18 protein-coding genes are annotated in these 24,939 nt (G+C 60.9%); 2 read left to right on the top strand and 16 right to left on the bottom strand.

Going from position 1 to position 24,939, the window contains the following annotated elements:
• Positions 1–38 precede the first annotated feature (38 nt).
• From HMPREF2682_RS03460 to HMPREF2682_RS03430, 8 genes are all read right to left on the bottom strand, one after another.
• Positions 39–980 carry an inositol monophosphatase family protein gene (locus tag HMPREF2682_RS03460; RefSeq protein WP_070831486.1) on the bottom strand — a complete coding sequence of 314 codons (942 nt, stop codon included), beginning with the start codon at positions 978–980 and terminating at the stop codon, positions 39–41.
• 81 nt (positions 981–1,061) lie between these two features.
• Positions 1,062–2,189, bottom strand: coding sequence for a ribosome small subunit-dependent GTPase A (rsgA, locus tag HMPREF2682_RS03455; protein WP_012903240.1), 1,128 nt, complete (start codon positions 2,187–2,189; stop codon positions 1,062–1,064).
• Positions 2,190–3,680: a 3-phosphoshikimate 1-carboxyvinyltransferase gene (aroA, locus tag HMPREF2682_RS03450; RefSeq protein ID WP_070831483.1), complete on the bottom strand. Its 1,491-nt coding sequence runs from the start codon at positions 3,678–3,680 to the stop codon at positions 2,190–2,192.
• 262 nt (positions 3,681–3,942) lie between these two features.
• Positions 3,943–4,257 (bottom strand): mycothiol system anti-sigma-R factor, encoded by a 315-nt coding sequence (gene rsrA, locus HMPREF2682_RS03445; RefSeq protein WP_070831481.1) that lies wholly within the window; start codon positions 4,255–4,257, stop codon positions 3,943–3,945.
• A gap of 88 nt (positions 4,258–4,345) precedes the next feature.
• A complete protein-coding gene (locus HMPREF2682_RS03440; RefSeq protein WP_070831479.1) occupies positions 4,346–5,086 on the bottom strand; it encodes a sigma-70 family RNA polymerase sigma factor in 741 nt (246 codons plus the stop codon).
• 157 nt (positions 5,087–5,243) lie between these two features.
• The gene (locus tag HMPREF2682_RS09630; RefSeq protein ID WP_095343185.1) at positions 5,244–5,318 is read right to left on the bottom strand and encodes a 50S ribosomal protein bL37; all 75 of its coding nucleotides are present in this window, start codon (positions 5,316–5,318) and stop codon (positions 5,244–5,246) included.
• 230 nt (positions 5,319–5,548) lie between these two features.
• Positions 5,549–6,148: a GDSL-type esterase/lipase family protein gene (locus tag HMPREF2682_RS03435; RefSeq protein ID WP_005505446.1), complete on the bottom strand. Its 600-nt coding sequence runs from the start codon at positions 6,146–6,148 to the stop codon at positions 5,549–5,551.
• Between the two features lie 220 nt (positions 6,149–6,368).
• A complete protein-coding gene (locus HMPREF2682_RS03430; RefSeq protein ID WP_070832603.1) occupies positions 6,369–10,046 on the bottom strand; it encodes a multifunctional oxoglutarate decarboxylase/oxoglutarate dehydrogenase thiamine pyrophosphate-binding subunit/dihydrolipoyllysine-residue succinyltransferase subunit in 3,678 nt (1,225 codons plus the stop codon).
• A 602-nt stretch (positions 10,047–10,648) separates the two neighbouring features.
• Here HMPREF2682_RS03430 and HMPREF2682_RS03420 point away from each other — a divergent pair.
• Together HMPREF2682_RS03420 and HMPREF2682_RS03415 are read left to right on the top strand one after the other, a co-directional pair.
• On the top strand, positions 10,649–11,983 hold the full coding sequence (locus tag HMPREF2682_RS03420; protein ID WP_070831473.1) for a hemolysin family protein: 1,335 nt from the start codon (positions 10,649–10,651) through the stop codon (positions 11,981–11,983).
• Positions 11,980–13,062: a hemolysin family protein gene (locus tag HMPREF2682_RS03415; RefSeq protein WP_070831471.1), complete on the top strand. Its 1,083-nt coding sequence runs from the start codon at positions 11,980–11,982 to the stop codon at positions 13,060–13,062. Before HMPREF2682_RS03420 ends, HMPREF2682_RS03415 begins: the two co-directional genes overlap by 4 nt.
• Before the next feature lie 440 nt (positions 13,063–13,502).
• On the opposite strand, the gene HMPREF2682_RS03410 is transcribed toward HMPREF2682_RS03415, so the two are convergent.
• The 8 genes from HMPREF2682_RS03410 to HMPREF2682_RS03370 form a co-directional block, all read right to left on the bottom strand.
• Positions 13,503–13,856 (bottom strand): hypothetical protein, encoded by a 354-nt coding sequence (locus HMPREF2682_RS03410; protein WP_070831468.1) that lies wholly within the window; start codon positions 13,854–13,856, stop codon positions 13,503–13,505.
• Between the two features lie 20 nt (positions 13,857–13,876).
• Positions 13,877–14,776: an N-acetylmuramoyl-L-alanine amidase gene (locus HMPREF2682_RS09525; protein ID WP_070831466.1), complete on the bottom strand. Its 900-nt coding sequence runs from the start codon at positions 14,774–14,776 to the stop codon at positions 13,877–13,879.
• 11 nt (positions 14,777–14,787) lie between these two features.
• Positions 14,788–16,119, bottom strand: a complete 1,332-nt coding sequence (locus HMPREF2682_RS03400; RefSeq protein ID WP_070831463.1) for a right-handed parallel beta-helix repeat-containing protein — start codon at positions 16,117–16,119, stop codon at positions 14,788–14,790.
• Positions 16,120–16,196: 77 nt separating this feature from the next.
• On the bottom strand, positions 16,197–16,631 hold the full coding sequence (locus HMPREF2682_RS03395; RefSeq protein WP_070831460.1) for a hypothetical protein: 435 nt from the start codon (positions 16,629–16,631) through the stop codon (positions 16,197–16,199).
• A 1,112-nt stretch (positions 16,632–17,743) separates the two neighbouring features.
• Positions 17,744–20,758 (bottom strand): spherulation-specific family 4 protein, encoded by a 3,015-nt coding sequence (locus HMPREF2682_RS03385; protein WP_168167721.1) that lies wholly within the window; start codon positions 20,756–20,758, stop codon positions 17,744–17,746.
• 257 nt (positions 20,759–21,015) lie between these two features.
• Positions 21,016–21,627, bottom strand: a complete 612-nt coding sequence (locus HMPREF2682_RS03380) for a hypothetical protein (protein WP_141762613.1) — start codon at positions 21,625–21,627, stop codon at positions 21,016–21,018.
• Positions 21,628–21,785: 158 nt separating this feature from the next.
• Positions 21,786–24,617, bottom strand: a complete 2,832-nt coding sequence (locus tag HMPREF2682_RS03375) for a phage tail protein (protein ID WP_070831448.1) — start codon at positions 24,615–24,617, stop codon at positions 21,786–21,788.
• 3 nt (positions 24,618–24,620) lie between these two features.
• Positions 24,621–24,890 (bottom strand): hypothetical protein, encoded by a 270-nt coding sequence (locus HMPREF2682_RS03370; protein WP_141762612.1) that lies wholly within the window; start codon positions 24,888–24,890, stop codon positions 24,621–24,623.
• Positions 24,891–24,939: the final 49 nt, after the last annotated feature.

The following is a 24,939-nucleotide window of genomic DNA, read 5'->3' as shown; positions in this document are numbered from 1 at the left end:
GCTATATTGTCACCGTCACCGGGGGGGGGGAGTGCAGACTAGGGTTGGGGTGCGAGCGCCTCCAGCACCTGCTGTTGGACCGCCGCCGTATTACTTGCCACCAGGGACACCGGATGCACATCGGCGACTGAAACGCCCGCGTGCTCGGGTAAATCGCCCTCCAGGGTGGAGGCGACGCCGCCAGCCTCGCGAATCAGCGGCAGTAGCGCCGCCACCTCGTAGAAAGACAGGGATGCGTCCACGACGGTGTCCACGGCACCCTCAGCGAGCATACACGCCGCCCAGAACGAACCGTACGCGCGGGAACGACCCACCCAGCCCAGAAGCTGTACAAGCTCGCCAGAGCGGTCCACAGCACCTTCAGAGGCCGCCTTCCAGGAGGAGAGGTCGGTGTACGCGGCAGACAGCTGATCCAACTGAGTCAGCGAAGACACCTCAAGACGAGTTGCCTGCGCCAAAGACTTACCCGTGTACGCGCCCGAACCGCGAGCAGCCCACCAGCGGCGACCCAGCGCGGGTGCAGATACCACACCCACCACCGGCTCACCCTGATCCAGCAAAGCAATCAGAGTCGCCCACACCGGCACGCCGCGGCGAAAATTATCCTGCTCAGCAATCGGCGCAATCACCCACTGGCGCGCCGCCTGACCGTTGTAGCCGGCATGCGCACCGGCAATACCGTCACGAGTACGCACACGCGACAGCTGCGCGCGCAGAAGCTCCTCAACCTCCTGAGCCACATCCGAGGCGTAATCGGCAGGCTCCTGCACCGGCGCCTGCGGCTCCGCGGGCTGCTGAGTAGCCTGCTGCCACGGCGCCAACGGTGCCGCAGCGGGTGCAGCCTCGGCGGGCTCTATCACCTCGGATGCGGGGGAGAAGACCGGGCGGTCACGAAAACGCATAGCGCTCACACGATCGACGCTATCGGCAAGAATATGCGCAAGACGCAAATCGTCGGTGTACTGCTGGGAACGGCTCATAGTAATGCTCTTCTTCAGTATTCGGTGATGTAGTCAGCAAAAATGTGTGTGTAGTGCTGTGTGCAGTGCAGGGGAGAGAACCTAGACGAGAGCGCCCAGTTCCTTCTCCGAATCGCCCTCTTCAGGAGTCAACAGCAGCAGCTTACGCAAGGACTCCAGGCGGGCGGGACCGCTCTCACCGGCATGACCGGCAGCAACGTACGCCTCCAGACCGCACTCGGGAGCTTGTGCCGCGTGAGTACACGCCTTCGGGCAATCCGCCGCACCGGGTGCCAAGTCCACGAACGCCTCCACGACGGTCTCCGGCGGCACATGCGCCAGACCGAAAGAACGAATACCCGGAGTATCAATAATCCAGGTGCCCGGCTCCATCGGGTCGCCATTCGCATTCACCGGACGCAACGCCAACGCCGACGAGGAAGTATGGCGGCCACGGCCCGTCACCGCATTCACATGGCCGGTCGCACGCTCAGAGCCGGTCAGCGCATTCACCAGGGTCGACTTACCCACACCCGAATGGCCCAGAAGCACCGACACCTGACCCAGCAGCTCCTGCAGAAGCTCCTGAACCGGCGCCGACTCCAAACCGGCAGCACCCTCCTGACTCGGAGCCAAACCATCCGAAGACGAAGACAGCACAATCTTCAAACCGCTCGCCGCATAGTAATCCAGCAGGTTCTGCGGGTACCGCACATCGGTCTTCGTAATGCACAGAATCGGCTCAATCCCGGCGTCAAACGCCGCCACCACGGCACGGTCAATGAAGCCGGTGCGCGGCTCCGGGTTCGCCGCAGCAACCACAATCACCAGCTGCTGAGCATTCGCCACGACCACGCGCTCCGACGGGTCGGTATCGTCGGCGCTACGGCGCAGAATCGAGGTGCGCTCGCCCAGACGCACAATGCGCGCCAGGGTATCCTTCGCGCCGGAGGTGTCACCCACCAGATCCACAAAGTCACCGGTCACAATCGCGGTGCGGCGCAGCTCCTTAGCGCGCGCCGCAATGAGGGTACGCTCCTTCTCGGTGCCCTCATCCACGACGACCGACCAGCGGCCGCGGTCCACCGTAATGACCCTGCCACGAATCGCTTCTTTGAAGGTCGGGCGGTCCTTCGTGCGGGGGCGGGAGCCCTTCTTATTCGGGCGCACGCGCACATCCGACTCATCCCATTCGGAGAAATCGCGCACGTTCATGCGGGAAGAACCCATTTAGAAGACCTCCTGGTCGGCGGTAACGTCAGAGGTGGAAGCGCCGGCCTGCCATTGCGCCAGCATGTCCTCCCACATTGCGGTAAATTCGGGCATGGTCTTAGCCACGGTGGCTACGTTCTGCACCACCACATTGGGGCGGCGCAAACCAATAATCGCCGCGAAGGTTGCCATGCGGTGATCGTCGTAGGTACGCGCCAGAACCTGCTCAGCGTCAGTATCAGCGGGGATGGGCGCCTCAATCACCAGCGAATCGGCGGTGTCGTGGGCGGCACCTCCCAGACGGTTAATCTCAGCGGCGAGCGCGGCGAGGCGGTCCGTCTCATGACCGCGCAGATGCGCAATACCGGTCAGCTCAACGCGGCCCTTCACGAAAGCGCAGGCAGCCGCCATGGTCGGTGCCAGCTCACCACCGGCAGACAGGTCAAAGGAGAAGTCGCCCTCGGGAAGCCGCGCCGGACCGGTCACGGTCAGACGGCCCTCAGCGTAGCGAACCTGCGCACCCAGCGCGGGCAGAAGCTCACGCCACATATCGCCCACCTGGGTCGTACCCGCCGAAGAATCAGCCGCGGGTGCCGGCCAGTGAGGAATAGTCACCGACTCGCCGGTAACCACGGCGGCGGCAAGAAACGGACCGGCATTCGACAGGTCCGGCTCAATGGTCATCTCAAAGCCGGAGAAAGAACCGGGGTGAACCGTCCAACGGTACTCGCCGCCCTCTGCTTCGTTGCCTTGGCTCGGGTAGTGCTCCTGCACTCGAATACCCATCTGGCGCAGCGCCTCCACGGTCATCTGAATGTGCGGGATGGACGGCACCGAAGAGCCCTCGTGCACCAGCACCATGCCCTGCGGCAGGCGAGGCGCCATCAGCAACAGCGCCGAAACGAACTGGGACGACGTCGAAGCATCAATACGAACCACGGGCGCCTCAGAAACACCCTCTGCGCTCGCCAGACCGGGGGAGTGCAGCACGAAGGGCAGAGCGTTCTCGCCCTGCTCACAATCCACCTGCACACCCAGCTGACGCAGACCCTCCAGAACCGGACCCATCGGACGCTGACGAGCGTGCGGGTCACCGTCAAAAGCGAACTCACCCGGCAACAGCGCCGCCAGAGCGGGCACAAAACGCATCACGGTACCGGCAAGACCGCACTCAATCGACACGGCGCGCGACTGTGCGGAATGTGCTTCCACAAAGCTCAGGGGAGTAACCTTCACATCCGGACCGAACGGCGAATTGGTCGGCACCAGCTCAATACCCGCACCCAGCTGGCGCAGTGCCTCAATCATGAGCGCCGAATCGCGCGAATGTAGCGGCGCACGCAAATACGAGGGGGAATCAGCCAGAGCAGCAAGCAACAGATAACGGTTCGTGAGCGACTTAGAACCCGGAATATGCACCAGCGCGTTCTTGCCAGCGGCTTCGCTGGAGGCGGGTGCCAGGGGAGCGGGCCAATCACCGGGGGAAAGCTGCACTGCTGCGTCGCTCATACATCCTCTTCTGGTTCAAATCATGGGGAGGGCGCAGACTCAGAGACGCTGCGCCGGTTGACGTCTACCCCTATTCTACCGGTTGAGGGTTTGCGAGCCGCTGAGGGCTCCAGCGATGAGATGGGCAGCGCGAGCCAGGCAACACGGACCAGACAGCGCGAACTAAAACAATACGCGTGAAGGCGGTGCACCGTTATTGGTGCACCGCCTTCACTCATTATCAGATGTCTATACCCCCAGCGGGGTAAGAGCCTGAGGCAGCTTAGAGGTTAGCCTCGGCGCAGAACTTCTGCACATCCTGCAGCAGACGCGCCTTCAGCTGCTCGGGCGCCTGCTGAGCGCACGAAGAACGCATCTTCTCACGAATCATCAGCTCAAAGTCCTTCACATCCGCGCACTCGGGGCAGGCATCCAGATGCGCCTGAACCGTGCGCAGCTGCTCGGGGCTCAGCTCCCTATCGAGGAATTCGTAGAGGCGCTTGAGGGCCGCCGAGCAGGGCTGGCCGCCGCAATCCTCCAGCGACTCAGAAGCCGCGGAGGCTTCGGGGACAGAAGAATTCTTGTCTGTGGTTGACATCGGGGTTCCTTTCACACGGAAGGTATAAAGCGTTAGGGGAGTCTAGCCCCAACCTCAGGGGGGCTAACTCACAGGTAGAAGAGCGAAGCTAAGAATCTGCAGGCGCCTTGGAGCTAGAGCTCGCCGGAGGGGACTTTACGCCCTTGGCCGCCTTAGCGCCCTTGGTAGCCTTTGCCGGCTGCCCCTTAGCGCTTGCCTTCGCGGCTGCTTTCGCCTCAGCCTTCGCTTCTACCTTTGCGATGGTTGACGGGCGCAGACCGTTCTCACGCGCATAATCGAGCAGCTTCTCACGCAGAATACGGCGGCCACGATGCAGGCGAGACATCACCGTGCCCAGGGGGATATCCAGAATCTCCGCAATATCCTTGTACGCGAACCCCTCCACATCGGAGTAGTACACCACCATGCGGAAATCCTCAGACAGCTCATTCAGAGCCTCACGAACCTCCGTATTCGGCAGGGCGCTCAGCGCCTCCGCCTCGGCAGAACGCAGACCCACCGCATCATGCTCACCGGCCTGAGCCAGCTGCCAATCCTCCACCGTCTCACCCTGAGACTGCTGCGGCTCACGCTGACGCTTACGGTACAAATTGATGTACGTATTCGTCAGGATGCGGTACAGCCACGCCTTCAGGTTCGTACCCTCGGTGAACTGGTGGTACGAAGCAAAAGCCTTCATGTAGGTTTCCTGCACCAAGTCTTCAGCATCGGCAGAGTTGCGGCTCATCCGCAGGGCGGCAGCGTAGAGCTGATCCACATACTGCATAGCGTCCGCGGTAAAGCGTTCGCGTAGCTTGCGGGTATCCGCCGCGGTGTTGGTTTCAGCCATGTTTCTCCTCTACAGGAACGCGCCAGGCGTTCACTTCCATAACGTAGAATTCTTCTCTTTATTCCGCAGAATGCGCACAAACATCTGCGGGTAAAGCAAAACCCCGGGTCCGAATAATATCCGAAACGCCGGGGTTTTAAAGTGTATGCAAGATACCTTATGCGTTGGGGCGCTTACCGTGGTTTGCGCCGCCCTTACGACGGTCCTTGCGCTTACGACCGCGCTTGCTCATCAGAGCCTCCTTATAGTGTTCATGGATGCACGCCCCACCTTCGCGGTGCGTGCCCCCTATTACCTGCCCTAGCAGAGGCGGTCACCGAAAACCGGTGCTCCACGCTATAAGGGCAACGCCGTCTATTTTTTCATAGAAACGGCATGATTGCATCTTGGAACCGGGATATGAGCTAAAAAACACGAACTTTCTTCGCATCAGCTCACAACCCCAGCGGGGGGAGCGGGCTCTTAGCCGTGCTCAGGAATGTTCAGCCAGTTGTACCAGCCGCGGTGCAGAACCAGCCATGCCATCAGACCGTAACCGGACTGACCCGGGCGGCCGTCATTCGCGGCAAGGTCGTTGCGCCACTGCTCGTGGTGGAGCAGCGGGTTGAACGTATCCACGTACACGTGGTTACGGCGGGTCACCACATCCGCGTATGCCGCCGACAGGTCAGCGATACGGCGGTTACGCTCAGCGTCCAGGGTCGGCGGCGGACCAACAACCAGAACCTTAATGTTGTTCTGCGACGCCATGTCCACAATGTTCGCCAGGTTCAAACGCGAACGAGCGCTGGTCAGACCCAAATCAATGTCAAAGGTCGACGGAGCAATAATGAGGCGGTTGTCAGCACCGGGAACGAAGCGGCGGCGCGCCTCCTCGAACCAGCGTGCATTCAGCTGCTCGCTACCTTCATTGGGTGCGGCAAGGTTATATGCCGCAATGGATGCGGTGGTCTGCGGGGTGCGCGCCATAACGCGGCCAAACCAGCCGAGGGTACGGGGGTCGCCAACACCGGCGAGCAGGTCATCGCCGACTGCCACAATTCGAATATTGCGTTGCTCCACGGAATTCTTTCTTCTGCAGTATGCGCCCGCCGTGAGAGGCGGCAAGGCACGTGAGTAATAGTCTTTATATCTAGGATAAGCGCTTACCGGCCTCTTTTCGAACTTAATACCCTATCCGGTAAGTATCCGAGACTAAAAAACCCGTCTGCCCACCAGAAACATCTGACGGGAAGACGGGTTTTGAAGAGCTAAATCATGAGCCGATCAGCTGTATAAGATCTTAGCCTTCGAAGACCTGCTTGAGCAGAGCCTCAGCCTCAGCTGCGTGCAGCTTACCGGTACCGGCAGCCGGGGAAGCAGCTGCGGAGCGGGAAGCCAGGCGCATACGGCGGTCGATCAGCGGCTGCAGGTTGAGAGCCATGAACGGCCACTGACCCTGGTTAGCAGGCTCGTCCTGAGCCCACACAACGTCGGTAGCGTTCGAGTACAGAGCCAGCTGCTCCTTGATCTCCTGTTCGGGCAGCGGGTACAGCTGCTCCACCGAGACAATAGCGGTCTTGGTGTCGCCGCGGCGCTCGCGCTCAGCTTCCAGATCGTAGTAGAGGCGACCGGATACGAAGACCACACGCTCAACCTGAGCCGGGTTAATACCCGAACGGTCACCAATCACCGGCTGGAACGAGCCCTCGGTGAAGTCCTCGATGGAGGACGCAGCAGCCTTCAGACGCAGCAGCTGCTTGGGGCTGATCACCACGAGCGGCTTGTACGGACGGTGCTGCGAGTGGCGACGCAGCAGGTGGAAGTGCGAAGCCGGAGTCGAGGGGCATGCAACAGTCATGTTGTTCTCAGCGCACAGCTGCAGGTAACGCTCAACACGAGCCGAGGAGTGGTCAGGACCCTGACCCTCGTAGCCGTGAGGAAGCAGCATAACCAGCGAAGAGCGCTGGCCCCACTTCTGCTCGGAGGAAGACACGAACTCGTCAATGATGGTCTGAGCGCCGTTTGCGAAGTCACCGAACTGAGCCTCCCACACCACGAGCGAGTCGGGGCGCTCCACCGAGTAGCCGTACTCGAAGCCGAGAACGCCGTACTCAGAGAGGAAGGAGTTGTAGATACGGAACTTGCCCTGGTCCTCAGAGAGGTGCTCCAGCGGCGACCACTCTTCATCAGTGATGTGGTCGTGCAGAACAGCGTGTCGCTGAACGAAGGTACCGCGCTGAACATCCTGACCGCTCATACGAACGTCGGTGCCCTCCATCAGCAGCGAACCGAAGGCGAGCAGTTCACCCATACCCCAGTTCACGTTGCCGGTGCGGCCCATCTCAACGCGCTGCTCCATGAGCTTCTTCAGCTTCTTGTGGACGGTGAAGCCCTCGGGAGCCTTACCGAACGCGTCAGCGATGTGCTGCAGAGTCTCACGGGAGATTGCAGTCTTACCGCCGTGAACGACCTCGGTGTTCTGCTGAGCAGCGGGCAGCTCCAGACCGGAAACGTGCGCGCCAGCAGGAGCCGGTGCCGAAGACTGAGTCTCGACGAAGATAGCGTCCAGCTTCGAGTGGTAGGAGTCCAGAACTTCGTCTGCCTCTTCCTGAGAGACATCGCCGCGACCGACCAGGTCCTGTGCGTACAGGGTGCGGGTCGAGGGCAGGACGTCAATATCCTGGTACATCTTCGGCTGGGTCATCGACGGATCGTCAGCCTCGTTGTGACCGCGGCGGCGGTAGCAAATCAGGTCAATGACAACGTCGCGACCGAAGCGCTCACGGTACTCGAATGCCAGGCGTGCTGCGCGAACCACTGCATCCGGGTCATCAGCGTTGACGTGGAAGACCGGGGCCTTAGTCATACGCGCAATGTCGGTAGCGTGGGTTGCGGTGCGGCCATCGTTCGGCAGGGTGGTGAAGCCAATCTGGTTGTTCACCACAACGTGCAGGGTACCGCCGGTGGTGTAAGCCTTCAGGCCAGCCATCTGCAGGGTCTCCATGACGATGCCCTGGCCAGCGAACGCTGCGTCACCGTGAATCAGAATCGGCAGGACCGGGTGACCCTCAACGCCCTGCTCGCGGTAGACGTCCTGCTTAGCGCGGACGATACCCTCGAGCACGGTGTTTGCAGCCTCAAGGTGCGAGGGGTTAGCAGCCACGTACACCTGGGTCTGCTTACCGGAATCGGAAGTGAAGACACCCTCGGTACCGAGGTGGTACTTCACGTCACCGGAGCCACCCTCGTAGGGTGCTGCGGTGCCGGAGAACTCACGGAAAATCTGAGCGTAGGACTTACCAGCAATGTTGGTCAGCACGTTCAGGCGACCGCGGTGTGCCATACCAATGGCAACGCCCTTCAGGTCCTTGTTAGCGGCCTTGTCCAGAACAGCGTCCAGCAGCGGAATCAGGGACTCGCCGCCCTCCAGGGAGAAACGCTTCTGACCCAGGTACTTGGTCTGCAGGAAGTTCTCGAATGCCTCAGCCTCGACCAGCTTGGAGAGAACACGCAGCTGCTCCTCGCGGGTGGGCTTAGCAACGCCGCGCTCCAGGCGCTCCTGGAACCATGCGCGAACTTCGGGGTCCTCAGAGTACATGTACTCAACGGACAGGGAGCCGGAGTATGCCTCGTGCAGACGCTCCAGGATGGTGCGCAGCGGCAGACGCTCAGCGCCGCCGAAGCCACCGGTCGGGTAGACGCGGTCCAGGTCCCACAGGGTCAGACCGTAGTTCTCCAGCTTCAGGTCCGGGTGCGAACGCATCTTGTAACCAACGGGGTTGGTTGCTGCGGTCAGGTGGCCGTGCACGCGGTACGCGTGAATCAGCTGCTGAATACGTGCAACCTTGGAAATTTCGTGAGCGTCATCGACGTGGTTGTCGCGTGCCCAGCGGACCGGTTCGAAGGGAACCTTCAGGTCGCGGAAGATTGCGTCGTAGAAGTCGTCGCCGCCGAGCAGGTAGTGCTCAACCAGCTTCAGGAACTCACCGGAACCTGCACCCTGGATGACGCGGTGGTCGTAGGTGCTGGTCAGGGTGATGATCTTGGACAGGCCCTGCTGGGTGATGAGCTTCTCGGACAGGCCGCGGAACTCAGCCGGGTACTCCAGCGCACCCACACCAATGATGGCTGCCTGGCCCTTGGAGAGGCGGGGCACCGAGTGGACGGTACCGATACCACCGGGGTTGGTCAGCGAAACAGTGGTGCCGCGGAAGTCCTCAATGGTCAGCGCGCCGTTACGGCCACGCTTAACGATGTCGTTGTACGCATCCCAGAACTCGCGGAAGCTCAGCTTCTCAGCACCCTTGAGGTTCGGAACGACCAGGTTACGGGAACCATCGGGGCGGGGCAGGTCAATAGCCAGACCAAAGTTCACGTGTGCGTTGTGGATTGCAACGGGCTTGCCCTTCTCATCCACACCGTAGGTCACGTTCATCGAAGGCATCGCTGCCACTGCGCGAATTACTGCGTAACCAATCAGGTGGGTGAAGGAGACCTTGCCGCCGCGGGTGCTTGCCAGGTACTTGTTGATGGCAGCACGGTTCTCAATGAGCAGCTTTGCGGGGACCGCACGAACGGTGGTTGCGGTGGGGACAGTCAGCGACTCTTCCATGGTCGTGACGACTGCCTTAGCAGGGCCGCGGAGGGGGACAATCTTGTCTTCAGCAGGTTCCACAGGTTCAGCCTTCTTGGTAGCAGCGGGAGGGGTGGGGTTAGCAGGTGCAGCCGCAGGCTTCGGTGCCGCGGGGGCGGGAGTTGCTACAGGTGCGGCAGGTGCAGCCGGTGCGGCGGGTGCCGCAGCAGGAGCTGCACTAGCGGTACCGGCGCCTCCCAGCGCCTTGTCGATGGTCTCAAAAATGGGCCACCATGAAGGGTCCACGAGGTTCTTGTCCTTCTGGTAACGCTCGTACTGTTCTTCAACGAACCATTCGTTACCGGCAAATTCCTCAGGCACCAGATGTTCTGGCAGATTTGGCACGTTAAACGCCTCTTCCAATTAGTGTGAATTTATCCGTCGCGTCCGGGACTCTCCCCGGCATAGACGACCCGCGTCTTCGAGGGGCGAATCATCACGCTGAGCATGTGCGCATCGCCTAAGATGGTGGCCGTATGTGCGGGGTGTGCACCGTACAAACCTGCCTAGCGTGCCGTGAACGTCGGAGTTCATCCGCTTGCATGGCGGCACACTCATGCTCCTATGTATAAGTGTAAAGAGAATCACGGTGAACTTTCCAGCTCATCGCGCCATATCCGCAATGCAATTTTTCACTCTTAGGGATTAGCAATGAGCCGCGTGCGCAACAAGTGCTGTCTTGCGCTTGTGAGCAGGCACTCTACAGCACCGGGAAGAGACGAAACCTTCGCTAAAATATGGGGTATGGATGACCCTTTGAGTAAGACCCTGAATACTAGTCAACGCAGAATAACGCCCGAATACTCGGCGCTCCGTACCGGTATGTTCCGCGCCGCCACCCGTGAAAACAACTCGCTTTCGAATGCCCAGCATCTGGACACCTCCCATGCGGTAGTGCTTCACCAGAACCAAGGCGCCGCACACCAGTCAATGGAGGCGGTGGCTGAGTGGATCTGATTCTCCTACTCATCGGCCTGCTCCTCATCCTGGGAACGGGCTTCTTCGTTGCCGTAGAGTTCTCCCTCGTGGCACTCGAAACCGCAACCGTGCAGCAGGCAAAGGACTCCGGCGATAAAGCCGCCGACGCCGTCCTGCGCTGCCTCAAGACGCTCTCTACTCAGCTCTCCAGCTGCCAGATCGGCATCACCATCACCACGCTGCTGACCGGTTACACCCTCGACGCCGCCATCAAGGCGCTCACCACCGGCGCCATCAGTAGCCTGGGTCTGCCCACCAGCGTGACCGACGTACTCACCCTGCTGCTGGCAATGCTCATCGCAACCCTGCTGTCCATGGTCGTCGGCGAGCTGCTGCCCAAGGGCCTCGCTATCGCCGAACCCTACGATGTGGCGCGTCGAGTCGCCCCCGCGCAGCTCGCCTTCACCCGCGTCATGTCCCCGCTCGTGCGCATCATGAACGGCTCCGCCAACTGGATCCTCGGACGCTTCGGCATGGAAGCCAAGGAAGAACTCTCCGCGGCACGCACCCCCGAAGAGCTCTCCTCCATGGTGCGTCGCTCCGCAGAAGAAGGCACCCTCGACTCCGACGCGGCACGCTTCGTGGACCGCACCCTGCGCTTCTCCGAGCTGACCGCCTCCGAAGTAATGACCCCGCGCGGCCAGGTCGCCATGCTCGAAGACACCGCCCCCGTTGCCGAAGTCATCAAGCTGGCACGCTCCACCGGCCACTCCCGATTCCCGCTCTACAAAGGCGACCACGACAACATCGTGGGCGTCGTACACGTGAAGAAGGCGGTCGGCGTGCCCCCGGAGGTACGTGAAACCCTCGAAGCCGGTGCCCTCGCAGAAGACGTGCTGCAGGTGCCCGAAACCCTGCACCTGGACGCGCTACTCACCCAGCTGCGCCAGGGTGCCCTGCAGCTCGCCGTAGTCCTCGACGAATACGGCGGCACCGCGGGCATTGCAACCCTCGAAGACCTCGTCGAAGAAATCGTCGGCGAAGTCTCCGACGAACACGACCGCGGCCGCACCGAACGCCCCCTACGCTACGGCAACGGCGACTGGGTGTTCTCCGGCCTGCGCCGCCCCGACGAAATCAACGCCCTCATCCCCGGGCTCGAGGTTGAGGAAAGCCCCGAATACGAGACCGTCGGCGGCTTCATGATGGAACGCCTCGGCCGCATCCCCGAAGTAGGCGACAGCGTCCCTGTACCCGGCGGCACCCTGCGCGTCGACACCCTCGAAGGCCGCCGCGTGGACCGCATTCGATTCACCCCCGCACCTAGCGCACAGGAACAGGCCGAGAAGGGAGGCAACGCATGAACGACTGGGTAGCTATCGCACTGCTCGTCATCCTGCTCGCCGGAAACGCCTTCTTCGTCGCCGGTGAATTCGCCATCATGTCCACCCGACGAGCACAAATCGAACCGCTCGCAGAAGAAGGCAACAAGCGAGCGCAGACCGTCATCTACGCCCTAGAGAACGTCTCGCTCATGCTCGCCACCTGCCAGCTGGGCATCACCATCTGCTCCCTGCTGATTCTGAACGTCTCAGAGCCGGCGCTGCACCACCTGCTGGAGGTGCCCCTGCACCTGGTCGGCCTGCCCCACGCGATCGTGGACGTAATCGCCTTCGGTATCACCCTGATCCTGGTCACCTACCTGCACGTGATCTTCGGCGAGATGGTTCCCAAGAACGCCGCCGTGACCCTCGCAGCCCGCGGTGTGGCCCTCTGGATTGTGCCGACCCTGGTGACCTTCTCCAAGATTTTCGCCCCCGTGGTCGCCCTGCTGAACAACCTGTCCAACAAGCTGCTGGCGCTCATGAAGGTCGACGCGAAGGACGAAGTCGCCTCCACCTTCACCCTGGGCGAGCTGCAGACCATCGTGGCAACCTCAACCGCGGAAGGCACCGTGGAAGACGACGCTGGCGTGATTGAAAGCGCCCTCGAATTCACTGAGAAGGACGTCTACGAAATCATGGTGCCCGGCGATAAGCTCGTCACCCTGCCCTTCGGCAGCACCCCCGCCGAACTGGAACGCGCCGTGGCACGCAGCGGCTACTCCCGCTTCGTCATTACCGACAGCGACGGAACCTACATGGGCTACCTGCACGTGAAGGACGCCCTCGCCATCGCCCCCGAACGGTTCGAGGAGCCCTTCCCCTGGTACAAGCTACGTTCCCTGGACACGCTCACACCGACCACCGATATTGACGATGCGCTCGCCTCCATGCAACGCAGCCGAACCCATATCGCGCAGGTTATGGATGAACAGGGCGTAACCCTCGGCGTGGTCTTCCTCGAGGACGTGCTGGAGGAGCTCGTCGGTGAAATCAACGACACCACCCAGGATGCGGTGCGTGAGCGTGTACGCCGACAGCAGGCGCGCGAAGCCCAGTAGCCGCATGAAGCACAGTAACCGCATCGTGAGATATCCCGAATAAAACGGGAGAATCTTTGAACGCACAGTCCGCCCGGCGCCCTCGTCAAGGAGGGCGCGGGGCGGGCTGTTTTGCGGTCAAAAACGGCTTATGGGTGCTCCCAAGGGGTGGTCTCAGGCGGCGGGATGAAGCGGCAGTATAAAGTAGCGGTGGGGGAGCGCAGTAGGCTGAGCTAACTATCCCTGTTGCATAAGCTACTAACAGGGAAAAGGGTTGCCTAACAGCACCCAAATGACAACAATAAAGAGATGTTTACTGCTGCGCCTTACTCCCTTGTAATTTCAAGGGAAGCACGGTGTAGTAGGTGGCTAGGTCACTATTTACTCACTACTTTGGGCACAAAAAATAAGCCCCTTCAGCACCTGATGTCTCAGGTACTGAAGGGGCTTATTAGTTAGCTCTACTTCTCCGGTGCGGTGGGTGCAGAGGGCTTGTCGAGCAGATACTCGGTGAGCTTCTCGCTAGCCTGCGGGTCGTAGTGGTCTCCGTGAGGGTTAGCCGGCGCAGCAGGCGCAGGCATGATGTTCACCGCCTGAGCGACTACCGCGCTAGCGAGCTCATCAATATTGATGGGTTCTGCATGCGGTCGGACGTTAAGGATTGCGACGCCTAGCGCGAAGAGTGCCGGGATGACGGGAAGGTACTTCTCCAGCTGTTCGCCGGTGATAATGCCGTTGGCGACGAAGATTCCGCCGATGACTACGGCGACGCTGTAGATTGCGTTGCGGATGGATGCGAGCTGATGTGCGTTCATGGTTTTCTCCTTTTGGTTGTTTAGAATCCGGTGCCCCAGGTGGTGTCAGTGCGGCCGTCGTTGGGGCCAACGGCGATGTATCGGCGCGGGCCGTACCACGAGACGTAGCTGAGCCACACGTAGCCGTTGTTCGCGACATACCCGTCGTAGTTGAAGCCGCTGCCGGCGGAGTAGTATCCCATCGAAGGGGAATCTACCTCGGTGTCAGCGGATACCTCCAGTCGTCGGTCAGCAGTGAACCAGCCGCGTGCGTTGTACCAGACGCCATCAGGGAGCGGGGTGGGGCCTGCAGACTGTGCGGGGGCGCTCTGCTGCGGAGCCGGTGCCGGCGGCGCGCCGTTAGCGATGTTGGCGGTGCCGTTACGGTGGGCCTGGACTCGTTCGATGAAGTAGTCGTAGGGGAAGCCATAGCCGGGATCCGTATGGTCAGATTCTCGGAAGACGCGACTGATTGCGGCGTGAGAGGTGATACCCTTCTCGCCAGCGGCAAGCTGCGCATCGGTGAGGATTCGGACAGGGATGCCATGGCGCGCGCAGATGTCTGCGGTGAGGGCAGCGACCAGCTCCAGCAGGGCGCGCGAGTAGTCATCAAACCACTCGTTGCGGCTCTGCGAGGCGCGGCCTGCCATCTCGATGTGGATGCCGTGGGCGTTGCCGGTGGGCATAGCCGCCCATGCGTAGTCGCCCTCGTTGACGCACTGGAAAATCTCAGTGTCGCCGACGACATAGTGTGCGGAGGCCTGAGCCTCAGTGCGGGAGAACCAACCGGTGGCGATGTTACGGGCGACAGTAGAGTTCTCGGGGGTTTCCATCGTGTGGAGGACTACCCAGGGGCTCTTGCGCTCGTAGTATCCGTCGTAGTGGTTGGGACTGGGGGCGAGCTCAGTAACGAGCTGGCTGTCGGGCTCGAGGAGGAGCATGTTCTTTCTCCTTAGTTGAGGGTTTCGTGGTTGATCTCGACACGGTTGAACGCGCCGAGGCTCTTGGCGGTGTGAGGGGTGGGGATGTCGACGGTTAGGTTCGACCTGCCCTGCATGTCGTGGCTCCACTTCTCGATTGCGAAGCCGGTGCGAGCGCTGCGTCCCTTGTACTCTGCCTGGGCGATATTGTTCGATAGGATCAAGTGATGCGCCCAGTTTGTGATGAAGTAGTCTGCGGCTTCTGCAGGCTTGGCTTCACCGCTGACGCAGTCGTGCCAGGAGCTGGATGCGGAGCGGCATCCGGTGACCTGCGAGGAATGGCCGACGATGACCACGCCGTGTCCTCCGTTTTCCTGGGCGGTGCATGAGGCGAGCATGTTGCGTCCGCCGCGGATGAAGAAGCCTGCGCCGGCGGCGGTGAATTTATGGTTGCTGGCGGTATCCCAGATGCCTGCCGGCTTGCCGTCGATGCCGTGGATGCTGCGGCGGTTGTACCAGGACTTACACGAGGTCAGGGTGGTGTTGGTAGCGTAGATTTCGAAGCCCGCTGACGTGCCGCCAGCGATATTGGAGCCCGATACGTCGACAGCGTCGAGGATATTGTCTGCTGCGCCGATTTCACGGCGGCCAGCAGTCACCGATGCCAGATGGTCCGGGGACTTGCCAATCACCACGCCGGGGCCAAGCGTGCGGCGAACGCGAATATTGCGTAGCTGGCATCCCTGGTCATCCAGACCCAGCACCGCCATACCAAACGCGACGTCCCAGATGAGTACGTTTTCGATTCTGTGGGCGCCGTCGGGTTCATGGGGGTTATCTCCCAGTTCGGTATGCAAGAGGATGCCGCCGATATTCGGGTGCATACCATCCTTGCCAGCAGACGGGATCGCCGACGAAACGTGCGACGGGCGAGGATGCGAGGACTTAATCCACAAATCAGAAACACCCATCAACAGATTGTCCCCGCCGATACGCGGGGTGAACCAGGTGCCCGCGTGGATAATCGCTGTCTTCTGCTCCGAACCGGCGCTAGTATCCGCAAAAATTACAGTGGATTCACGCCCTGCACCCTGTAGATGCACACCGCCCAGCAACTCAATAAACGGGGCAGAAACACGGTAAGAGCCTGCCGGCAGGTGGACAGTGCCGCCGCCAGCCTCATGGACACGGCGGATAGCCTGGTTAATTGCGGCAGTCGAGTCCGCGGCGCCGGTCGGATCAGCACCCGCCTCCACCACGTTCACAGTACGGTGAGCAGGTGCTGCAGATGCCTGCACCGACTGCGGCTGAGCCGCCAGCCCATGTGCCTGTTCAGCCTCAATAACTTCGACGAGATACCTCATCGCTACTCCTTTTAATTAAGGAGAGGCAGGCACCCCGATAGTGGGGGCACCTGCCTCAACATTTTTGTACCCGCAGGCTAGGTAGCCGGCGGGTTATTTGCTTGGTCTTGCGCCGCAAACTTCGAAGTCCACAGCTCACGGCTCACCCATTCCTCCACCTCACCCGGTAGAGGCGGCGGAGGCGGCGGGGAGCCAGCCGTGATGTGGGCGTTCAACCGGTTAATGTGGGATATGGCGATGCTCATGACCCACCGTGCCTTGTCAGCCGTCGCATGGGCTTCCTGCTCCCGCAGGCGAACCTCAGCCTCCAACGCGCGACGGGCGCCCGTCTCCTCGCTCAGGTGCTTTTCCAGGTCACCGATACGGCGCTCCAGAGCCTCAATCAGCACCTTGTTCGATTCGTGCTTCGCCTGCTGCCGGCCCGTGATGAAAGCAAAAAACGCTGGGATTAGAGTGCCCAGGATTACGCCACCGAGCGCCCAGACCTCCGGCGGGAATATGTCAGACTTCATTACACCTCCACAGCCTCTTGGTAGCCATGTCTGATTACCATCCTTTCTAAGTGTTTTTTTGTGTTCCCGCGCCACGTTTAGGCTGGGGTGCCCGGCAGTACGGTCGGGAACGGATCGGAGGCTAGGTAGATGAGCAGGCCACACCGCAGGTTGGTTCGGTTTTGTGGGGAAAGGTCAAGGGTCCCGCGGCGCCAGGTGATACGATTCCCGTCACCCCTTGAATGGAGGAGAATGACCCCTCGGGGTTCTCCCGTGTCTGTGACCACGTTGGCTAGTACAGGATTGTTGGATTGCCACCCGGGTGGAACGTTGTTGCTGAGACGAATCTTTTCGTCTCTATCGCGGTACGCTTCATCTGGGATGTCGGGGCGGTCGTGAACAGTGATGGTATCCCATGCGCCGCCGCGGGCAGCGACGATGCACCAGTCTCCGACGCGACGGAAGAAAAGAGCTCCGGCGGCGAGGGCTGGAGATTCTACGCGTCGCCAGCCAGTATCGCGCGGGGTTGCCCCGGAGGCGAGGCGTTGCACAAGTGCGGCTGCTTCCGCGTCCAGCCCGCCAGGGTCACCTTTAGGACCCTGCTCGCCACGCTCGCCACGCTCGCCACGTTCACCAGGGTCGCCCTTGGGGCCAGGCTCTCCACGCTCACCAGGTTCACCCTTCACCGGTACCGGCGCAGGAATCGTACTCTCCGCACCGGCGGGGGCAACCGCCGCCAAGTTCAGCGTCACACCCGCACGAACATAAATGCTCGGGTACGGCAGCTTCGCGGCACATCCCGCGACATCCCGCAGCTGTGCCTCCACACGGTACCCCCATTCAGAAGGCACCGCCCCCGGGCTCGGAGCCATCAGGCGCACCCCCTGGTTCCCGCCGCGCGGCGCATCCCAGAGCACCCCGTCACGCAGCCACCCGGTCACCGGCGCAGGAACAAACACGCGCCTGGTCCCAGCATCCGCAACCCGCGTAGTCGGCGTAAATACCACACGTCCCTGCACAGGCACACCATCCGCTTCACCACCCGCCGCGCGCTGGTGCGTCACGAACTTCGCCGTCACCAGCCCATAAGCGGGCACAAAACCGGACTCGCTCACGGTGTCACTCACACCCATCTAGTTCCCTCCTGTCATTGCTTGGATCTTCAACCTCGCAGCATTTAGCGCCTCTGCCGGAGCCCTGACAGACTCAAGCACGGCGAGGTTCTGCCGCAGAATATCAACCTGGGTGAGGTAATCCTCCAGTTCACCCTTCGCCCACGCAATCTGCAACCTCCACAGCCACGCGGCAGGCAGCCGGTCGTACGGGTTCGCCGTCCTGGACCGCACTCCATTCTTGGTCTCCCAGATTGTGTCGTCCGTCAGATAAAGGATGCCCACGTTCAGGGTGTCCGCCAGGCGCAGCACTTGCACCGCCTGTTCAAACCCTGCGATGTCGTGGATGCAATGCCAGAACATCTGCCTCGGCTGTCCCTTATAGTGCTCCTGCACGAGGTATTTATCAGTTAGATACAGGGATGCTTCGTTCTCGAAGGTCATCATGTGCCAGCCAGTGCCGACCATTCCTGCGGTGGTGTTCGCGCCGGGGTTCACGATCGTGGGCATCCACGGGTACAGCGCATTGAAGCGGTCGGCGATGCGGTGGTGAAATTCTTCCTTGCCTGCCTGGTCGCCCCAGCCGTTATACGCCTCGTCCCAGAAGATGCCGTCCACGTCGTACCAGTCGATGTACTTGCGCACCTCATCGAACAGGGTCTCCAGGTCGCGAGGCTCCCCAATCGATGCACCCGTCCGAACGTAGCCGTAGATTTTCTGCCCATACTCGCCGCGGTTGAGCTTGAGCTGGTTCGAAAAATCCTTGTACTGCGGGGAGCCGGGGCCTTCTCCGGGTCCAGAGGCCGGGTTAATGATGAGGAACGGACAGGCTTCGGCGGCTTGCGCCATGGTGTGCCAGTTCTGCTCCGCTACCGGCTTCCAGTAGTCGGGGTAAAAATAGGTGGGAGGCACAATCGAGCGCATCCGTGCCCGGTAGGAGCGCTTCGCGTCCAAAATGCGCTGCTGCTTGTCTACATAGTCGCGGACCTCGGACATGTCCAAGATGGGACGTACCGTAGGTGCAACCGGGGCAACATGCCCCCCACCTTCACCACCGGGGTTGTTCGGGCGCGGTACCGGCGGGGCAACATATCCCCTGTCATCACTGCCGGGCCTATTCGGGCGCGGCGCCACCGCAGGAGCTGCCGCTTCCTCACTCCGAGAAGTAGCAGTCACCTTCTTCGCTTCCAAATCGTATGAGACGGTCGGGACTCGACCATCCCACGACTCACGAGAGCCAGTGATGATGCACTCAGCAACCCATCGCCCAGCATTGAGGGTGATGGTGTCGCCTGTTTGCTTGCGGGGGTCCCACAGCATAGAAATCGCATCGAACGTGATGCGCTCTGTGCCGATTTCCTGAGCAAGAGATTCTGCAACCTTCCTCGCGTCCTTCGCCGTGACATACCATCCGGCATCAAGCGTGAACACCCCTGCACCGCTCTTACGGGAATACGCCGTGAAGTGTTTCTTCTCCCACGTCACGACCCAATCCGCACGGAGCATCGGCATTGGGCGGCCCCACGCCCACTGGCCTAGCGTACCCACGCCGAGTGACGGCGCAACCAGCGAGTAGGTCTTGCCGTTCCCACCCTTAACGGTGTCGACGCGATGCGTGAGCTTCACGCCGCGCTGTCCCAGCTTCTCTAGCTTGCCAGTGAGAGTCTCATGCTGCGGCTCACCACCAGTCCACCGCCAGCCAGGAGGCTGCTCGTTGTTCTCAAACGAGATAGCCCACCAGGAACCGGTGAGCTTGTTGAACGCGTCCCAGTCGAAGATTTTCTTCTTCGCGTTCACAATCGGGCGGTAGTTTGTGTCGAGACCGATGACGTCGACATTGTCCTCCCAGTTAATGAACTGGACGTTGTCGCTGTTCTGCGTCAGCGGTGTAGAAGATGAAGCGTCGTAAGCAACCGCGGCGGCGCCGGTAAAGCTCTTCCCGCCGCGCCCTGCAGCCCATGCTCCGTCATCAGCCGAAGGCACAAGATGATTCACCCGCACAAGCGATCGCACGCCATCACGAGCCGTCTGCCATGAACCGGCGAAGACCCTCTCAGAGACGACATCAGTCACAACAGATGAGGAGGAAGCGAGACGGTCACGAGCCGCCATCACTAGCGTGCCTTCCTCATCCACCCATACCGTCGACAGCGTCGCATTGCACCACGCCGTGACGACCTCTGCAGCTTCCACATTCTCAAAACCCCTCGTGGCTGAGAGCGGCTCCGTCGCGATTGCTGACGCCAGAATCTTCGGCGGAGTCTGACGCACCATCTTCGCCACATGATTCCGCGAGTAATCGCCGATAATCGGCTCATGCTGAGACACGTGGATGCCGAGAGTGTTTGAGCAGGAGGCAGTTTCTAGCTCTGCGTCATTATTCAGGCGGCGGTTAAACTTCTGGCTATGAGATGTGTCGGTCCAGACGGTGATTGAATCCCACGCGATTGCGACCGCGAGGAGCTGGTACTTCTGCGGGGACGGCACCTTAACCTGCCCAATGAGCTGGCCTCCCTGTGACAGCGTCAGCGTGGACGCGTCTCGCGACCAGACCAGCATGACTTCAGCCTCTCCGCGAAGCTTAAGAGAGACAGACGCATCACGGTTCGGGGCCGCACGCGTCACAGCCAGGACATCCTCAGCATGACGGTCAAAGCCCTTGGCTGGATGATAAATGGTGTTAGCAGAGGTGAGGAACCCTGGCGCAGCCTCACTCACAGAGCCAGCCGAAACAAACTCACCGACCCCTGCCCCTAGTCCGAACGCCCCAGGAGCATGAATCAGCGTCGTCTCAGTGATTGGCGGCAAGAGACCGTACCCGGCCTGCTCAAGCGCCTGATACGCAGGCCAGCCACCAGTAGTCTGAGACTTATACAGCACAGCCGGCTCAATCGTCACAGGAGTCTGCAACGCAGCCGAAAGGCCGTCACTAATTGTAGTTTCGACCTCATCAGTAACCAGCGAGTATGTCGAGGCCCCCAATGAACCGGTGAACCGGAGGAACGTCTCACCATTGACTTCTGCGACAATTTTCACTGAGGCGCCAGGCCGCGGAACCCACCGGCCCTCCCCAACAGGGGCAAAAGGTTCAACAGTGGTCGCCGTGCCTGATGCCCACTTAATCCTGCCAGTGCGGGAAAAAACGCCGTCACCAGCCGCAATCAGAGACTCAGGCAGACCGCCGCTAGTATGCCCTTCCCACTCTGCAGAGAGGTGCTCTCGCTCGACACCATCCACAAAGATACTGAGGCTCGCGTCAATCACATCGCCAGGATCATACACACCAGGGAGCATTAGCCGACCTCCTCAATCTTCGCGCTCACAGACCGCCACACCGCGCCACTTGCGTGATGCACATCCTCAATCGTCGTCTCGACGTCACCAATCACGACCGATGCAGCCCCCATACCGACATCCCACGGCGGCGCATCCTTTGTCCAGGTCGCCGAGAGTCGAGAGAACTGCCCACCCATAGCCAGCGTCAACGTCGCATACGCCGCCGCTTTAGGCGGCACGGGAACAGTCACAACAAGACGCTGGGCGTTAGTGCCACGCGCTACGGCGGTGGCTGTTGCCCCTACCGCGGTTCCCGTAGCAGTGAACATCTGCACGCCCAGAATGGCGCCGTTGCCAGCCGCCTCCACGGTGGCAGTAAACGGCTTGCCAGGCATCACGGGGACACGGTCAGCCGCCACCGTGCGGGCTCCCCCACCCAGTGACGACAGTGCTACAGAGCCATCAGAGGTCACCATCGCGCCGCGATTACTGATCCCCACCATGAGAGATTGTGCCGGGGTGAGGACATTGGTTAACGCTGCTGCCTCGCTCACCCACACCAGAGGCTCAACGGGCGCGGCATGCGCCAGCTGAGTCAACGCACGAGTGTCCTCCTGTGTGCCTTTCACCTCAACACTCCAGCTGCGGCGAGGAGTAGGCGACGCTAAAAACGCCCACCTCCTCCCCGCCGCCTGCTGAAAAGCAAAACGTGCAGGCGTGCTCTCACTCAGCGACACCTTCCACAGCACCTCAGATAGCGCGCCTAGCGTGCCAATCCAACCAGACATTAAAACATCCTCTCAGCACGACGCTGCATCATCAGGAAGTCGCGCGGACCCACAGCCTGCAGCTGAGACAGCGCCTCCGCAATCTGAACAAGCGCCTCATCCGACGTGCTCACGCCGCCACCAGCAGTAGCTACACCAGCAGGTGCAACGGGGACGATAGAGGCAGTCGACGCAGCCACCGATGCGATAGCCGGCACCTCCGGGGGAGCCACCAAATCACGCATACTCGACTGCGCCGCAGCCTCCATCGCAGAAAGACCCTGCACAAAACCCTCACCGGTGAAAACACCAATCTGGCGGAACACCCTCGACGGAGAATGGATACCCAGCATCCGCTTCGCACCGTCAATAGCGCCACGCACAGGACCTAGCACAGCGTCAATTAGCCGCTGTCCGAGCCCTGCAACACCATTGATAAAACCAACCATGAGGTTGTGCCCCAGCGTCCACATGTTTCGGCCCAGGTTAGAGAGAGAATTGATGACTCCGCGCCCCAGGTTTCCGAAGAACCCGACCGCCCGCGAAATACCAGAAGAAATTGCGTTGCCTACTGCACCCATAGCATCGCCAACAATGCCGCCAAGGCGAGAGAAGGCGCCAGAAACAGCGTTCCAGACAGCCTGAGCGCCAGTGGACACAAATCTCACTACGGCGTTCCAGCCAGCACTGACCGTCTGCGCAATGTTGCCGATGGTAGAGCCGATTGCTGCGAACAGCTTGCCGACCGAAGTGACAATCCAGTTCACCGCCACACCGACCGCCTGTGTGCCAATCTGCCATGCGGCGCCGAAGGCTGCCAGTGACTTATCCGTCATGTCAGCCATCCATTGGAAAATGGCAGTAACCGTCTGAATTGCGCTAACGATTTCGCTACCAATTTCCACGAATACAGGGCCAAGCGCCTGGATCAACGGCGTCACAAAATTCAGAGCCTTCACTAGCTGCTCAGCGAACAGTACCACCAGCGGCACCAGCGCCTGCACAATCTGCACAATCACAGGTGCAAGAGCCTGGAACACCGCCATCAGGGCAGGAATCAGCGCCTGCACCACCGGCATCAGAGCCACAGCGACCTGCGTGAACACCGGCGCAAGCTGCTGAATAACCGGAACAAGCATCTGCCCCAGACTCTGCGCCAGCGGAACCACCATCTGAAGCATCACCTGCAACATCGGTGCGACCGCCTGCAACGCGGCACCAAAGACAGAGCCCAAGGTCTGAGCAATCGCCCCGACCGCCTCACCTAGAGCCCCAAAGACGGGAGCCATCGCTTCCAAGCCGGGCGCTAAAGCATCCATCGCAGCCTTGATGCCAACGAACATGATCTTGATGCCGGCTCCAACCGCAGGGTTCTGCATAATCTTGCCGATAGCCTCGCCCAGACGCCCGACAGCCGCCGCCCCGTTTTCCATCGCCGAGCCGAGCGACGGGGCAAGCTCTGCTAGGCCCTTACCAATCTCCCCAATGCCAGGAGCGAGGTTAGACATCGCCCTCTGCGCGGATTCAAAGACCGTGACCAGGGCGTTCTGCCCCTCAACGGACTTCAGCGCGCCCGCAACACCCTGAAGCCCATCCGCGAGAGCCTTCAAAGGTGAGCCGCCCGCCGCCAACGCCGCGGTGCCGATAGCGCCGATAACCCCGGCAGCGCCACTAAGGACCCGCATCAGGTCACCCGCAACGGTGACAGCGTTCTGAATTGCTGTCACCGCGTCAGCAGACGCCGACCATTCAGCAAACGCGTTAGCGGCACGGGTGAAGCCCTCCGCCATAGCAGGAAGGTACGAACCACCAATGCTGCCAAGGCGGACAATTGCCTCAGCAAAACCATATGCGCCCTGAGACGCGATACTAATCGATTCGCGAAGCGGCGCGAACAATGCGGCCATACCGCCGATAGCGGTAATACCGTCAGACATGCCGCGAAAGAAATTACCCCAAAAAGCGCCTGAAACCTCACCCAAACGGCGATACTCAGCGAAAAACGGCACGATACCAGAGGTATACAGCTCCGCGAGCCCAGCCTTCGCAACACCCCAAAAAGCTTCATTGTGGTCAGCGCGTGCATCCACGAACATGTCACGGAATCCGCCAAACTTACCTGCCAGCTGGTCTACATAAATGAGGATGTTCTGCAGGCCGTCCGCGCTAGACGCCAAACCAGTCGCAAAACCTGCAAAAATACCTGGTAGAGCCAACGCTGCTGGGCCAATAGAAACCAGCGACGCACCTACCGCAGCGATATTCTGCGCCGCAACAATGCCAACAGACGACATCGATGCCAGCGCAGCACCAGTCGCCGCAATGCGAGGAGTAAGCCGGTCCAGATTCGATGCGAACTCCCTCACGTTCGAAACCGCGTCACCAAGGACGCGCCCACCAGAGAGCGCCGCCAACGCAGATGCAGCCGATGCCGCCGCAGACGAGTTGATAACCGGGCTAATCACCGCCACGCGAGGACGAGTCAGCGCCCCCAGCTTCGCCACAGCCGCACCCGTGTCCGCATCAGCGTTAACCGTGCACTTTCGAGCTTCCTCAAGCTTCCTCAGCGCACGCTGTGCCTGCTCCACATCAGCGTCAGCGTTAACCTTCGCGATTTTCTCCGCGGACAGGTTATCCAGCTGATGCAAAGCCTTCTGAATGTTCACATCCACCGACACGGTCGCTGTCAGCCCGTTCAGCGCGTGCTGGAGGCGGCCCATAGCCGCCCGGTCCAGCACAGGCACCACAGTGACCTTCGCCGTGGTCGACTTCTCGATTCGGTCCAGTGACCGCTTCAAATCTCCACGGAACCTGGACGTGTTCGGGTAGACGCGGATACCGACCTTAGCCATTCGTTACCCTCCTAGAATCGCTTTGATGCCCGAAAAATCAATGCCGCCAGGACCCACCCTGACGGCATGTGACGTTTTCTTTTTCTTCGGCTGCGGGACCTCAACCTGCTCCGATTTGCTGAGCTTGCCGCCCTTCGCAATCGCGCGGGTGATATTGACCAGCCCAGCAGACAGGAACTCCTGGACACCCCAGCCGACCAGGTCGGGGTTACCCAGGAGTTCCGCACGCCACAGGCTGTCCGGTTCGCGCTTCAGCTTCTCAACTGCCGCCATTGCGACCCGCAACGCCCTCGCAGAGTCGATAGACTCAACATCGACCCCT

This window comes from Rothia sp. HMSC061D12 (assembly GCF_001836735.1).
Classification (GTDB): domain Bacteria; phylum Actinomycetota; class Actinomycetes; order Actinomycetales; family Micrococcaceae; genus Rothia.
The sequence above is the reverse complement of the archived record's forward strand: the minus strand, read 5'-3'. Positions and strand labels throughout refer to the sequence as shown.

Coding starts and splice junctions, on each gene's coding strand:
- HMPREF2682_RS03460 (WP_070831486.1), bottom strand. CDS start 980: ATGAGCCGTTCCCAGCAGTACACCGACGATTTGCGTCTTGCGCATATT.
- rsgA (WP_012903240.1), bottom strand. CDS start 2,189: ATGGGTTCTTCCCGCATGAACGTGCGCGATTTCTCCGAATGGGATGAG.
- aroA (WP_070831483.1), bottom strand. CDS start 3,680: ATGAGCGACGCAGCAGTGCAGCTTTCCCCCGGTGATTGGCCCGCTCCC.
- rsrA (WP_070831481.1), bottom strand. CDS start 4,257: ATGTCAACCACAGACAAGAATTCTTCTGTCCCCGAAGCCTCCGCGGCT.
- HMPREF2682_RS03440 (WP_070831479.1), bottom strand. CDS start 5,086: ATGGCTGAAACCAACACCGCGGCGGATACCCGCAAGCTACGCGAACGC.
- HMPREF2682_RS03415 (WP_070831471.1), top strand. CDS start 11,980: ATGAACGACTGGGTAGCTATCGCACTGCTCGTCATCCTGCTCGCCGGA.
- HMPREF2682_RS03410 (WP_070831468.1), bottom strand. CDS start 13,856: ATGAACGCACATCAGCTCGCATCCATCCGCAACGCAATCTACAGCGTC.
- HMPREF2682_RS09525 (WP_070831466.1), bottom strand. CDS start 14,776: ATGCTCCTCCTCGAGCCCGACAGCCAGCTCGTTACTGAGCTCGCCCCC.
- HMPREF2682_RS03400 (WP_070831463.1), bottom strand. CDS start 16,119: ATGAGGTATCTCGTCGAAGTTATTGAGGCTGAACAGGCACATGGGCTG.
- HMPREF2682_RS03395 (WP_070831460.1), bottom strand. CDS start 16,631: ATGAAGTCTGACATATTCCCGCCGGAGGTCTGGGCGCTCGGTGGCGTA.
- HMPREF2682_RS03375 (WP_070831448.1), bottom strand. CDS start 24,617: ATGGCTAAGGTCGGTATCCGCGTCTACCCGAACACGTCCAGGTTCCGT.
- HMPREF2682_RS03370 (WP_141762612.1), bottom strand. CDS start 24,890: ATGGCGGCAGTTGAGAAGCTGAAGCGCGAACCGGACAGCCTGTGGCGT.